This window comes from Mangrovibacter plantisponsor (assembly GCF_003182475.1).
GTDB classification, from domain to species: Bacteria; Pseudomonadota; Gammaproteobacteria; order Enterobacterales; family Enterobacteriaceae; genus Mangrovibacter; species Mangrovibacter plantisponsor.
The window spans coordinates 415555-428445 of the sequence record NZ_QGTS01000001.1; the positions used below are offsets into that span (position 1 = coordinate 415555).

Annotated in this window: 10 protein-coding genes; 3 read left to right on the forward strand and 7 right to left on the reverse strand. The window is 50.0% G+C overall.

The window, feature by feature from the left end; all coding sequences use genetic code 11:
* Positions 1 to 66: 66 nt before the first annotated feature.
* The 7 genes from fbaA to DES37_RS26140 form a co-directional block, all read right to left on the reverse strand.
* Positions 67 to 1143: a class II fructose-bisphosphate aldolase gene (gene fbaA / locus DES37_RS01960; RefSeq protein WP_036102835.1), complete on the reverse strand. Its 1077-nt coding sequence runs from the start codon at positions 1141 to 1143 to the stop codon at positions 67 to 69.
* 97 nt (positions 1144 to 1240) lie between these two features.
* On the reverse strand, positions 1241 to 2404 hold the full coding sequence (gene pgk / locus DES37_RS01965) for a phosphoglycerate kinase (RefSeq protein ID WP_036102837.1): 1164 nt from the start codon (positions 2402 to 2404) through the stop codon (positions 1241 to 1243).
* A 42-nt stretch (positions 2405 to 2446) separates the two neighbouring features.
* The gene (gene epd / locus DES37_RS01970) at positions 2447 to 3475 is read right to left on the reverse strand and encodes an erythrose-4-phosphate dehydrogenase (RefSeq protein WP_036102839.1); all 1029 of its coding nucleotides are present in this window, start codon (positions 3473 to 3475) and stop codon (positions 2447 to 2449) included.
* A 357-nt stretch (positions 3476 to 3832) separates the two neighbouring features.
* A complete protein-coding gene (gene tkt, locus DES37_RS01975; protein WP_110024643.1) occupies positions 3833 to 5824 on the reverse strand; it encodes a transketolase in 1992 nt (663 codons plus the stop codon).
* A 434-nt stretch (positions 5825 to 6258) separates the two neighbouring features.
* Positions 6259 to 8235 carry a biosynthetic arginine decarboxylase gene (gene speA, locus DES37_RS01980; protein WP_036102843.1) on the reverse strand — a complete coding sequence of 659 codons (1977 nt, stop codon included), beginning with the start codon at positions 8233 to 8235 and terminating at the stop codon, positions 6259 to 6261.
* Positions 8228 to 8521 carry an acid stress response protein YqgB gene (gene yqgB / locus DES37_RS26135; RefSeq protein ID WP_369792545.1) on the reverse strand — a complete coding sequence of 98 codons (294 nt, stop codon included), beginning with the start codon at positions 8519 to 8521 and terminating at the stop codon, positions 8228 to 8230. Before yqgB ends, speA begins: the two co-directional genes overlap by 8 nt.
* Positions 8461 to 8622: a hypothetical protein gene (locus DES37_RS26140; protein ID WP_425451674.1), complete on the reverse strand. Its 162-nt coding sequence runs from the start codon at positions 8620 to 8622 to the stop codon at positions 8461 to 8463. The genes yqgB and DES37_RS26140 overlap by 61 nt, the downstream gene beginning before the upstream one ends.
* Positions 8623 to 9079: 457 nt before the next feature.
* Here DES37_RS26140 and metK point away from each other — a divergent pair, with 457 nt between their 5' ends.
* The 3 genes from metK to DES37_RS02005 all read left to right on the forward strand — a co-directional run bounded on the left by metK (position 9080) and on the right by DES37_RS02005 (position 12868).
* On the forward strand, positions 9080 to 10231 hold the full coding sequence (metK, locus tag DES37_RS01995) for a methionine adenosyltransferase (RefSeq protein ID WP_036102912.1): 1152 nt from the start codon (positions 9080 to 9082) through the stop codon (positions 10229 to 10231).
* A 652-nt stretch (positions 10232 to 10883) separates the two neighbouring features.
* A complete protein-coding gene (locus DES37_RS02000; protein WP_110024644.1) occupies positions 10884 to 12275 on the forward strand; it encodes a sugar porter family MFS transporter in 1392 nt (463 codons plus the stop codon).
* An 83-nt stretch (positions 12276 to 12358) separates the two neighbouring features.
* Positions 12359 to 12868, forward strand: a complete 510-nt coding sequence (locus DES37_RS02005) for a SprT family zinc-dependent metalloprotease (protein ID WP_110024645.1) — start codon at positions 12359 to 12361, stop codon at positions 12866 to 12868.
* The last annotated feature ends 23 nt before the right edge of the window (positions 12869 to 12891 follow it).

Here is a 12891-nt window from a genome sequence, read left to right on the forward strand (position 1 = left end):
CCCAGAAAAAGGCGTAAAAAAACCCGCCTCAGAGGCGGGTTTTTAGTTGAAACAGCAGCGAACTAATTACAGAACGTCAATCGCGTTCAGTTCAGTGAACGCCTGCTCCAGACGAGCTACCATTGACTGCTGGCCGGCACGCAGCCAGACACGCGGGTCATAGTATTTTTTGTTCGGCTGGTCTTCGCCTTTCGGGTTACCCAACTGGCCTTGCAGATAAGCTTCGTTTTCTTTGTAGTAGTTCAGAATACCTTCCCAGGTTGCCCATTGGGTGTCGGTATCGATGTTCATTTTAATAACACCGTAGCTTACGGAGTCTTTGATTTCCTGGGCAGTTGAACCAGAACCGCCGTGGAATACGAAGTTCAGGCTGTTGTGCGGCAGGTTGTGTTTCTTGCACACATATTCCTGGGAATCGCGCAGAATAGTCGGGGTCAGCTTAACGTTACCTGGTTTGTAAACACCGTGTACGTTACCGAAGGAAGCAGCGATGGTGAAACGCGGGCTGATTGCATTCAGTTTGGTGTATGCATAATCAACGTCTTCTGGCTGAGTGTACAGTGCGGAAGCGTCCATGTGGCTGTTATCCACACCATCTTCTTCACCACCAGTACAACCCAGTTCGATTTCCAGAGTCATGTCCATTTTGGACATACGCGCCAGGTATTTAGAGCAGAGCTCGATGTTTTCTTCCAGAGACTCTTCAGACAGGTCGATCATGTGAGAAGAGAACAGCGGTTTACCGGTAGCTGCAAAATGTTTTTCACCAGCATCCAGCAGGCCATCAATCCACGGCAGCAGTTTTTTGGCGCAGTGGTCAGTGTGCAGAATAACCGGAACACCATAATGTTCGGCCATATGATGAACGTGAAGCGCACCAGAGATAGCACCCAGAATAGCAGCCTGCTGGCCTTCGCCTTTGTAGCCTTTACCAGCGATAAATGCCGCACCGCCGTTAGAGAACTGCACGATTACCGGTGCTTTAACTTTGGCAGCCGTTTCCAGAACAGCGTTAATAGAATCAGTACCGACGCAGTTAACTGCCGGTAAAGCAAAGTTATTTTCTTTTGCTACCTGGAAAACTTTCTGAACATCATCACCAGTGATAACGCCAGGTTTCACGAAATCAAAAATTTTAGACATATTACGTTGTCCTGTATCTTCGGCCTTGGAAAAGGGGTGCGTACCTGGTTAACCAGACACACAGAAAACGACGGGCAGGAACCCCTGCCCGAATGCATTACTTCTTAGCACGCTCTTCGAGCATAGCAACAGCTGGCAGAACTTTACCTTCTACGAATTCAAGGAAAGCGCCACCACCGGTGGAGATGTAAGAGATTTTGTCTGAGATACCGAACAGATCAATTGCCGCCAGAGTGTCGCCGCCGCCAGCGATAGAGAACGCATCACTTTCAGCAATGGCTTTAGCAACAATTTCGGTGCCTTTACGGAAGTTCGGGAACTCGAACACGCCAACCGGGCCATTCCACAGAATAGTTTTAGCGTTTTTCAGGATTTCAGCCAGTTTCTCAGCGGAAACATCACCCATATCCAGGATTTGCTCTTCGTCTTTCACTTCAGTTACAGACTTCAGTGTAGCCGGAGCCGTTTCAGAGAACTCGGTTGCTACGCGAACATCGGTCGGAACCGGGATGTCGCAGATAGTCAGCAGGCGTTTTGCTTCTTCAACCAGGTCTGGCTCATACAGTGATTTTCCAACTTTATTGCCTTGAGCAGCAACGAAGGTGTTAGCGATACCGCCACCAACGATCAACTGGTCAGCGATTTTAGACAGGGAGTCAAGAACAGTCAGTTTAGTGGAAACTTTAGAACCACCAACGATAGCAACCATCGGGCGAGCCGGCTCTTTCAGTGCTTTACCCAGCGCGTCCAGTTCAGCTGCCAGCAGCGGGCCTGCACAAGCGATTTCAGCAAACTTGCCAACACCGTGAGTTGATGCCTGGGCACGGTGAGCGGTACCGAAAGCGTCCATTACGAAAACATCACACAGTGCCGCGTATTTTTTGGACAGCGCTTCGTCGTCTTTCTTCTCGCCTTTGTTAAAACGAACGTTTTCCAGAACAACCAGTTCACCAGCAGCCACTTCAACGCCATCCAGGTAGTCTTTTGCTAAACGAACTGGCGCAGAGAGTTTGTCTTTCAGGTAATTCACAACTGGCAGCAGAGAGAATTCTTCATTGTACTCGCCTTCAGTCGGACGACCCAGATGGGAAGTCACCATCACTTTCGCACCTTGTTTCAGGGCGATTTCAATGGTCGGCAGAGATGCACGGATACGCGCATCAGAAGTCACTTTCCCTTCTTTAACCGGTACGTTCAGATCCGCACGGATAAGAACACGTTTACCAGCCAGATCCAGATCGGACATCTTAATTACAGACATGGTGAATCCTCTCGTTGATTCTAAAAGTTTTGCAGGCGCAAATTACGCCTTACCTGATATCTGTGTTGCAGACATCGCCAACGTGGTATCCAGCATTCGGTTGGCGAAGCCCCACTCATTATCACACCAGACCAATGTTTTGATCAGGTGCCCACCACTTACCCGGGTTTGGGTGCCATCCACAATAGCGCTATGTGGATCGTGGTTAAAATCGGTCGAGACTAACGGTAATTCCGTATAGTCAACTATACCATGAAATGCCCCCTGTGCCGCTTTTTGCAGCAACAGGTTAACCTCTTGCGCAGTAACTTTATGTGACACAGTGACGCTCAAATCAATCGCAGTCACGTTAATGACCGGAACGCGTACAGCAATAGCTTCAAAGCGGTCACAAAATTTCGGAAAAATACGGGTGATGCCTGCAGCCAGCCGGGTATCGACCGGAATAATTGACTGGCTGGCTGCCCGGGTGCGGCGCAAGTCCGGGTGGTAAGCATCGATCACCTGCTGGTCATGCATCGCAGAGTGAATGGTTGTGACCGTCCCTGATTCAATTTCCCAGGCTTCATCAAGCAACTTAATAACGGGAATAATACAGTTAGTCGTGCAGGATGCGTTGGAAACAATGCGGTCTGTCGGGCGGAGTTGGTCATGATTGACACCGTAAACCACGGTGGCATCCAGCGTATTACCGCCGGGGTGCGAAAACAGCACTTTTTTGGCTCCAGCCTCAATGTGAGCCAGACCATCTTCACGGCTACCATAGACCCCAGTGCAATCCAGCACGATGTCCACATCCAGCGCCCGCCAGGGCAGTGAGGCAATATCCCGTTGATGCAAAATGCGAATAGTGTCATCACCAATGAAGAGTTGTTCGCGGTCATGGCGAACTTCCCAGGCAAAACGGCCATGGCTGGTATCGTATTTAAGCAAATGCGCCATACCAGCGGCATCAGCCAGCTCGTTGATTGCCACAACGGTGATTTCCGCACGGCGACCGGATTCGTAAAGCGCCCGAACCACGTTCCGCCCAATGCGACCAAAGCCATTTATCGCGATGCGTACGGTCATATCTCTCCTGCCAGGATTCTGTGCAATGTTGTGGCAAACAGGGTAATGCAGCCACCGCCTCAGGGGAATCCTCGCCAGCCATAAATCACGACTGTTTGGTTAAATGTCGAACATTTCAAACTACTGAAACGCTTCAGCCAGCATATTAGAAATAAGGAATAAAGGGAATATTCCCTCTGTGTTATCACTCATTCTTCTGACCTGCGTCACACTTTTCGCTCTTTCACTGGCCAGAAGATAATCCGTGCAAGAATAACCGCCAGGAATAATGGAATAATTTACTGCCTGAGGTGATATCATGGGCGTAAAAAAGCCGGGCAAATTGCCCGGCTATATAAACAGACGTTGGTGGGACGATTACAGTAAAGATTTCGCCTGTTTCACTACGTTTTCTACAGTGAAACCGAACTCTTTAAACAGCAACTCTGCTGGCGCAGATTCACCGAACGTAGTCATGCCCACAATGGCACCGTTCAGGCCGGTGTATTTGTACCAGTAGTCAGCAATGCCTGCTTCAATTGCCACACGGGCAGCAACCGCTTTTGGCAGCACCGCTTCACGGTAAGCAGCATCCTGTTTCTCAAACACGTCGGTTGACGGCATGGAAACCACACGCGCTTTCACACCTTCGCCAGACAGTTGTTCCCACGCGGCAACCGCCAGTTCCACTTCAGAACCGGTGGCAATGAAAATCACCTGCGGCTGGCCTTCACAGTCTTTCAGCACATAGCCACCACGCGCTGCATCAGCGAGTTGTTGGGCACTGCGCTCCTGTTGGGCCAGGTTCTGGCGGGACAGAATCAACGCGGTCGGGCCGTCATGGCGTTCAACGGCCGCTTTCCAGGCAATGGCACTTTCCACCTGGTCGCACGGGCGCCATGTACTCATGTTCGGCGTCACACGCAGGGAAGCCAGTTGCTCCACAGGCTGGTGAGTCGGGCCATCTTCGCCCAGACCAATTGAGTCGTGGGTATACACCATCACCTGGCGCTGTTTCATCAGCGCTGCCATACGCACTGCGTTACGGGCATATTCCACAAACATCAGGAAGGTGGAGGTGTACGGCAGGAAACCACCGTGCAACGCGATACCGTTGGCAATCGCCGTCATCCCGAATTCACGCACACCATAGTGAATGTAGTTACCGGCGGTGTCTTCGTTAATGGATTTGGAGCCGGACCAGATGGTCAGGTTGCTCGGAGCCAGGTCAGCAGAACCACCGAGGAATTCCGGTAACCACGGGCCAAAGGCTTCAATGGCATTCTGCGACGCTTTACGGCTGGCAATTTTAGCCGGGCTGGCCTGCAGTTTTTCAATAAAGGCCTGGGAGTTTGCGGCAAAGTCTGCCGGCATTTCACCGCTCATACGGCGGGTGAATTCAGCCGCTTCCTGCGGGAAAGCTTTGCTGTAGGCTGCAAATTTTTCATCCCATGCGGATTCTTTTGCTTTACCTGCTTCAGAGGCATCCCACTGGCCATAGATATCCTGCGGGATAACAAAAGGTTCGTATTTCCAGCCAAGCTGTTCACGGGTGGCGGCCACTTCGGCATCACCCAGCGGTGCGCCGTGGGAATCATGGGTACCGGCCTTGTTTGGCGAACCGAAACCGATGATGGTTTTGCACATCAGCAGGGACGGTTTGTCTGTGACACTGCGCGCTTCGTCGATGGCGCGTTTGATGGAGTCAGCATCATGGCCGTCAACACCGCGTACCACATGCCAGCCGTAAGCTTCAAAGCGTTTGGCGGTGTCATCCGTGAACCAGCCTTCCACATGACCGTCGATGGAAATGCCGTTGTCATCGTAGAACGCCACCAGTTTACCCAGTTTCAGGGTACCGGCCAGGGAGCACACTTCGTGAGAAATCCCTTCCATCATGCAGCCATCGCCCATAAAGGCATAGGTGTGGTGGTCAACGATTTCATGGCCCGGACGGTTAAACTGCGCGGCCATGGTTTTCTCAGCAATCGCCATACCCACTGCGTTGGCAATCCCCTGCCCCAGCGGGCCAGTGGTGGTTTCCACACCAGCGGTGTAACCCACTTCCGGGTGGCCCGGGGTTTTGGAGTGCAGCTGGCGGAAGTTTTTCAGTTCTTCAATTGGCAGGTCGTAGCCGGAGAGGTGCAGCAGGCTGTAAAGCAGCATGGAGCCATGGCCGTTAGACAGGACAAAGCGGTCACGGTCAGCCCAGTGCGGGTTCTTCGGGTTATGATTCAGGTAATCACGCCACAGGACCTCAGCAATGTCAGCCATCCCCATAGGGGCACCGGGGTGACCGGATTTGGCTTTTTGTACTGCGTCCATGCTGAGCGCACGAATGGCGTTGGCAAGCTCTTTACGAGAAGACATTTTGACTCCAGATCGGATAGTTGAAGACCAGGCCTTAATAACGGTTTCAAGCCTGCGCCCCAATGGCGTATAACCCAAAGCAAAAACATCCCATTACAGTAAACTGTATTCAGGTTGTGTTAATTTCAGGCTATTGATTCACCAAAATAAGTGGGCACATATCTCTGGCCGTTAGGGCTCCAAAAAGTTGTCCATCAATTTAACCTAAGCAGCCTGTCATGTACATGGAACATCCTTTTGTCCACAGATAAATCTGCGAAACAGCCCTCAGGTTCTGTAGTTGAGTATCGCACAGGCTGTGCCTGAGGATTTATACTTATGCGCCCTGGAAGCGGATTTTAAGACTTTTTGCTTACTGTTCTGCTGGTAAACAGGCAATAAAAAAACGGCGCGCAGGTAACCCGCGAGCCGTTTTTTAGCAAACGAATAATGGGTTATTCGTCTTCGAGGTAGGTATAGCCGTAAAGACCAGCTTCAAACTCTTCCATAAATTGCTGTTGCAATACAGAGTCCAGGCCAGTCTGCTTAACCTGATCGCGGAAATGTGTCAGCAGTGTATTAGGGTCCAGTTGCACATATTGCAGCATGTCAGCAACGGTATCACCCTCGTCAGACAGCTCTACTTCCACGGTGCCATCAGGGAAGACAAACACATCCACGGCTTCAGTATCACCAAACAGGTTATGCATGTTGCCCAAAATTTCCTGGTATGCCCCCACCATAAAGAAGCCGAGTAACGGTGGGTTTTCAGGATCATATTCCGGCATTGGCATGGTCGTCGCGATACCGTCGCCATCCACATAATGGTCTATAGCACCATCTGAGTCACAGGTGATATCCAGCAACACAGCACGGCGTTCTGGCGCATGGTTCAGCCCTTCAAGTGGCAAAACCGGGAACAACTGGTCTATCCCCCAGGCGTCCGGCATGGACTGGAACAGCGAGAAGTTGACGTACAGTTTATCCGCCATACGTTCCTGCAGTTCATCAATAATTGGCCGGTGAGCACGGTTTTGCGGATCCAACTGTTTTTGCACCTCATGGCACATACTCAAATAGAGTTGTTCAGCCCAGGCGCGTTCCTGAAGATTGAATGTTCCAGATGAGTAACCAACATGGATATCATGCAAATCCATCTGGCTGTCGTGCAGCCATTCACGCAAGGAGCGGCGGTTGCCAGGCTCATGCATTTCTTCCCAAGTTTCCCACATGCTTTGCAATGCACGGGAGGCATCTTCAGCCGGGGGGGTTGGGTTGGAAAACTCGTTGCGCTCTACCCCAATAATATTGGAAACCAGAACCGTGTGGTGCGCAGTCACTGCGCGGCCAGATTCGGTGATAACCGTCGGGTGTGGCAAACCATGCTCTTCACAAGCATCGCCAATGGCCCAAATAATGTTATTGGCGTATTCGTTCAGGCCATAGTTCACCGAGCAGTCAGACTGAGAACGTGTCCCTTCATAGTCCACGCCCAGGCCGCCACCAACATCAAAGCACTGAATATTCACACCCAGTTTATGCAGTTCAACATAGAAACGCGCAGACTCACGAACACCAGTTGCGATATCGCGGATGTTCGCCATCTGCGAACCCAGGTGGAAGTGCAGCAGTTGCAGGCTGTCAAGGCGGTTAGCCTCACGCAACATTTCAACCAGTTGCAATACCTGGGTTGCTGCAAGGCCAAATTTCGATTTTTCGCCACCGGAAGACTGCCATTTGCCAGACCCTTGTGAAGCCAGGCGAGCACGAACCCCCAGGCGTGGCACAACATTCAGGCGAGCAGCTTCTTCCAGAACGATATTAATTTCCGTCATTTTTTCGATGACCAGATAGACTTTGTGGCCCATCTTTTCACCGATCATCGCCAGGCGAATGTATTCACGGTCTTTGTAACCATTACACACAATCACTGAGCGGGTCATACCGGCGTGAGCCAGTACCGCCATCAACTCGGCCTTGGAACCTGCTTCCAGCCCCAGCGGTTCACCAGAGTGAATCAGTGACTCAATCACGCGGCGATGCTGGTTGACCTTGATAGGGTAAACCAGGAAATAGTCACCATTATAGCCGTATGATTCACGGGCGCGTTTGAATGCCCCATTAATAGAACGCAGGCGGTGCTGGAGAATTTGTGGGAAACAAAACAGAGCAGGAAGACGCTGCCCCTGAGCTTCACGCTCCTTCACCAGTTTTGCCAGATCAACCCGAGCTTGCGGTACGTCCGGATCCGGGCAAACACTAATGTGCCCCAGTTCGTTGACGTCATAATAGTTATTGCCCCACCAGGCAATATTGTATGTACGCAGCATTTTGCTGGCTTCCTGGGAGTTCATTGCAACCTCCTGCATGGAACGGAGTACACCCTGTTCGCCTGCTGACGAACCCGGAACAAAAGAAATGTCGTCAGACATTGCGAACCTCAATTTTTGTCGAAAAAGTAAAACAGTTGACTACTATCGCAGGGCATACCTGAGATAACAACCCATAAGCAACACCCGGAGTTAGCAGAACATAAAGCTTCGCTAACCGCGTGACCGGTTTCATTTTCATAACATTGTAAGACACGATTCCGAACGCCACATGACAGTCCGGCGAAACCTGGAAAAATCCTTCTGGAAAACCAGAAGAGCCCTTGCTCAGTTCAGGTGGCGAAAACCAGCTCGAGAATCCTGAGACGTGCCGAAATGGGTATGACATCGGCTGGAAAACAAAAGTGAGAAGCAGGTGGAGAGGTGCGTATATACACCTGAGGAGCGACGTAACAACGGAATTTGTTGAAAATGGCGGTTCATTGTCATTGCTTGTTATCACCTCCACGCATACAACTGCATGCGATAAGTAAAGCCCGCGGCCTGGTCACAAAGACGAAAGCCACGCTACTGAGAATTTGCTCAACCCGGCTGGAAGTGAGTAACACAGTGCAAAACCGATTACCTGACGATATAAGCCGCGCGCGCCGTTTTATACCCACATCACCACCAAAAAGCAAAACAAAAATGCGCTATCTGGCCTGTGCTTTCCTCCGCTGTTTTGTAACAAAACAGCAGCATCGTGAACCCGATCAAAAAACCACTGGAAATCTGCTTAAGGTATAACCTAGAATAGCCGTCCAGAAGTTAATCCATCTATACTGATTAACACTAAGACTGCTGGTGTTGATTACCACCCCAAATGACGTTTGTCAGCATAGTCCTTATAAAGGATGTGGGTTATCAGCAGTCCCTGATAATCGATTTACTCCAGGGTGAAGATAATATGGCAAAACACCTTTTTACGTCCGAGTCAGTATCCGAAGGGCATCCCGATAAAATCGCAGACCAGATTTCAGACGCCGTTCTCGACGCGATTCTGGAACAGGATCCTAAAGCACGTGTTGCCTGTGAGACTTACGTAAAAACGGGCATGGTTCTGGTAGGTGGTGAAATCACCACCAGCGCCTGGGTTGATATTGAAGAAATTACCCGTAATACCGTGCGTGATATTGGTTATATTCATTCCGACATGGGCTTTGACGCAAACTCTTGCGCCGTTCTGAGCGCCATCGGCAAACAGTCTCCGGATATCAACCAGGGTGTTGACCGTGCAGACCCGCTGGAACAGGGTGCTGGCGACCAGGGCCTGATGTTTGGTTATGCCACCAATGAAACCGATGTGCTGATGCCGGCACCAATCACTTATGCTCATCGCCTGGTTCAGCGCCAGTCTGAAGTGCGTAAAAATGGCACACTGCCCTGGTTACGTCCTGATGCGAAAAGCCAGGTAACCTTCCAGTATGATGACGGTAAAATTGTCGGCATTGATGCAGTTGTGTTGTCTACTCAGCATTCAGAATCAGTTACGCAGAAAGATCTGCAAGAAGCCGTAATGGAAGAAATCATCAAGCCTGTTCTGCCAGCAGAATGGCTGAGTGCTTCCACCAAGTTCTTTATTAACCCAACTGGCCGTTTTGTTATTGGTGGCCCAATGGGCGATTGCGGCCTGACCGGGCGGAAAATTATCGTTGATACCTACGGCGGTATGGCTCGCCATGGTGGTGGGGCATTCTCCGGTAAAGACCCGTCCAAGGTGGACCGTTCTGCTGCTTATGCGGCTCGTTATGTAGCGAAAAACATCGTTGCTGCGGGTCTGGCAGATCGCTGTGAAATCCAGGTGTCCTATGCCATCGGTGTGGCAGAACCAACGTCCATCATGGTAGAAACCTTTGGCACCGAAAAAGTGGCACCAGAGTTACTGACAGCACTGGTTCGCGAACATTTTGACCTGCGCCCATATGGCCTTATCAAAATGCTGGATCTGTTACATCCGATCTACCGTGAGACAGCGGCTTATGGTCACTTTGGCCGTGACCACTTCCCGTGGGAAAAAACCGACAAAGCTGCCGACCTGCGCGCGGCTGCCGGGCTGTAATAATCAGCTTCAGGCATCTTTGAGGGCCAGTATTCACTGGTCCTCAAATTGATGAAAAAGAAGGAAAAAGCGTGGTTTTTCCTTCTTTTAAGTTAGCAGCCGAAAATCAATAAATTGATTTTCCTGGTTTTTTATTGGATGACATCCTCTCGTTCTGTGCAGACATGAGGTTCGTCATCAAACTCAGGGCCAGTATTCACTGGCCCTTTTTATGACTCTTCGCAATTGTTTACTGGCTAACTTTTCTCTTTGTAAGACCGCACACTCTTCTCTGACGCCTGCAACCAGCACATTTTACATAACGCTAAATCATCCTGTGCCGCCCCAAACAGTTGTTTACTGCCAATTTGTTTGCCTCTACGTGTGACAATGGAAACGATTACACTTCATATTGCAATATACTTTTTCAGAATCCACTTAAAAAAACATAAATTTGATATTTTTGTTACATAAACTATCAGACTCGTCTAATAAACCAGCATCAAAGAAAATGAGATAGTTAATAACACAATGATTTAAATCGTAAAATTTTACAATCATAAAACATGAATAGTGTAACCGATTACATCATCGTGATAAGGGTCACACTTTCTTACCTGAACACAACCTACCATTAACATTTGAATAATTAGTAACCCAACTGGAGGGCATCATGCCTGACACTAAAAAGACGGGGCTTTCTAACAAGGCAATGACATTTTTTGTCTGCTTTCTGGCCGCACTGGCAGGATTGCTGTTTGGTCTGGATATCGGTGTTATTGCCGGAGCACTTCCCTTTATTGCCCATGAGTTTCAAATCACATCACACCAACAAGAATGGGTGGTGAGTTCCATGATGTTCGGCGCTGCAGTTGGCGCGGTAGGGAGCGGTTGGCTCTCTTTCCGGCTGGGGCGTAAATACAGCCTGATGATTGGCGCGATACTGTTCGTGGCCGGGTCACTGTGCTCCGCTCTGGCACCGAATGCCGAAATTCTGATTATTTCCCGCGTGTTACTGGGTCTGGCAGTGGGTATAGCTTCCTACACTGCACCGCTGTACCTTTCTGAAATTGCGCCAGAAAAGATTCGCGGCAGTATGATCTCCATGTATCAATTAATGATAACTATCGGCATTCTTGGGGCCTATTTATCAGATACTGCCTTCAGCTACAGTGGTGAATGGCGCTGGATGCTTGGCGTTATCACTATTCCGGCTGCCTTGCTGTTAATTGGCGTGTTCTTTTTACCAGACAGCCCACGCTGGTTTGCAGCCAAACGCCGCTTTCATGATGCTGAACGTGTGCTGATGTACCTGCGTGACTCAAGTGAAGAAGCCAAACGTGAGCTGGAAGAAATCCGTGACAGCCTGAAGGTGAAACAAAGTGGCTGGTCACTGTTCCGTGAAAACAGCAATTTCCGTCGGGCTGTGTTCCTTGGTGTACTGCTACAAGTAATGCAGCAATTCACCGGGATGAACGTCATCATGTATTACGCGCCAAAAATTTTTGAAATAGCTGGTTTTGCCAACACCACAGAGCAAATGTGGGGAACGGTTATCGTCGGCCTCACCAACGTACTGGCAACCTTTATTGCAATTGGCCTGGTTGACCGTTGGGGGCGTAAACCAACGCTGATCCTTGGGTTTCTTGTGATGGCAGTTGGTATGGGCATTCTCGGCACTATGCTGCATGTAGGTATTCACTCCAGCAATGCACAATACTTCGCTGTGGCTATGCTACTGATGTTTATTGTGGGTTTTGCGATGAGTGCCGGCCCGTTGATCTGGGTGCTGTGTTCTGAAATTCAGCCACTGAAAGGGCGTGATTTCGGCATAACCTGCTCAACGGCTACCAACTGGATTGCCAATATGATTGTCGGCGCAACCTTCCTGACAATGCTCAATAGTCTGGGGAATGCAAATACCTTCTGGGTTTATGCCGGGCTGAATGTGTTCTTCATCATTCTGACGCTAATTCTGGTACCAGAAACCAAACATGTTTCCCTTGAACACATCGAACGTAACCTGATGAAAGGCCGTCCGTTGCGTGAAATTGGCGCCCAATAAAGTATTTGGCAAAATTCGGGGGGCGGCAGTGCCCCCCGACACATACTTGCAGTCAGCAATTTCAGGCTCTATGCTGCCAGCTTATGAATACACGCCGCATCCCCATTGCAATACAACAAGCTATAATGCGCAGCCTGCGCACTAACCTGGTACGGGCCAATCACTACCTGAATACACAGTACCCTGAGCCCAAAGTCTCCTGGCAACAACGCGGAACATCGGCAGGTACCGCCTGGTTAGAATCCTATGAAATCCGGCTTAACCCATTATTATTGTTGGAAAACCAGCAAGCATTTACCGAACAGGTTGTGCCACACGAGCTGGCTCATTTGCTGGTCTGGAAGCATTTTGGCCGGGTTGCTCCCCATGGCAAAGAGTGGAAATGGATGATGGAAACTGTGCTGGGCGTTCCGGCTCAGCGTACTCACCAATTCGAACTCAGCGCCGTGCGTTCCAATACCTTCCCTTATTATTGCCGTTGCCAGCAACATCAGTTGACGGTACGCCGCCATAACCGGGTATTACGCAAGCAGGCGGAATACCGCTGTATTCATTGCGGTGAAATACTGAAACCGGGCACATCTCCCTTGTAACCACAGCCAGTTAACTGGAAACT

Bases quoted from the DNA above. Each gene is read 5' to 3' on its own strand.
- epd (WP_036102839.1), bottom strand. From the start codon at position 3,475: ATGACCGTACGCATCGCGATAAATGGCTTTGGTCGCATTGGGCGGAAC.
- DES37_RS26140 (WP_425451674.1), bottom strand. From the start codon at position 8,622: ATGACAATGAACCGCCATTTTCAACAAATTCCGTTGTTACGTCGCTCC.
- pgk (WP_036102837.1), bottom strand. From the start codon at position 2,404: ATGTCTGTAATTAAGATGTCCGATCTGGATCTGGCTGGTAAACGTGTT.
- metK (WP_036102912.1), top strand. From the start codon at position 9,080: ATGGCAAAACACCTTTTTACGTCCGAGTCAGTATCCGAAGGGCATCCC.
- DES37_RS02000 (WP_110024644.1), top strand. From the start codon at position 10,884: ATGCCTGACACTAAAAAGACGGGGCTTTCTAACAAGGCAATGACATTT.
- DES37_RS02005 (WP_110024645.1), top strand. From the start codon at position 12,359: ATGAATACACGCCGCATCCCCATTGCAATACAACAAGCTATAATGCGC.
- fbaA (WP_036102835.1), bottom strand. From the start codon at position 1,143: ATGTCTAAAATTTTTGATTTCGTGAAACCTGGCGTTATCACTGGTGAT.
- tkt (WP_110024643.1), bottom strand. From the start codon at position 5,824: ATGTCTTCTCGTAAAGAGCTTGCCAACGCCATTCGTGCGCTCAGCATG.
- speA (WP_036102843.1), bottom strand. From the start codon at position 8,235: ATGTCTGACGACATTTCTTTTGTTCCGGGTTCGTCAGCAGGCGAACAG.
- yqgB (WP_369792545.1), bottom strand. From the start codon at position 8,521: ATGTCATACCCATTTCGGCACGTCTCAGGATTCTCGAGCTGGTTTTCG.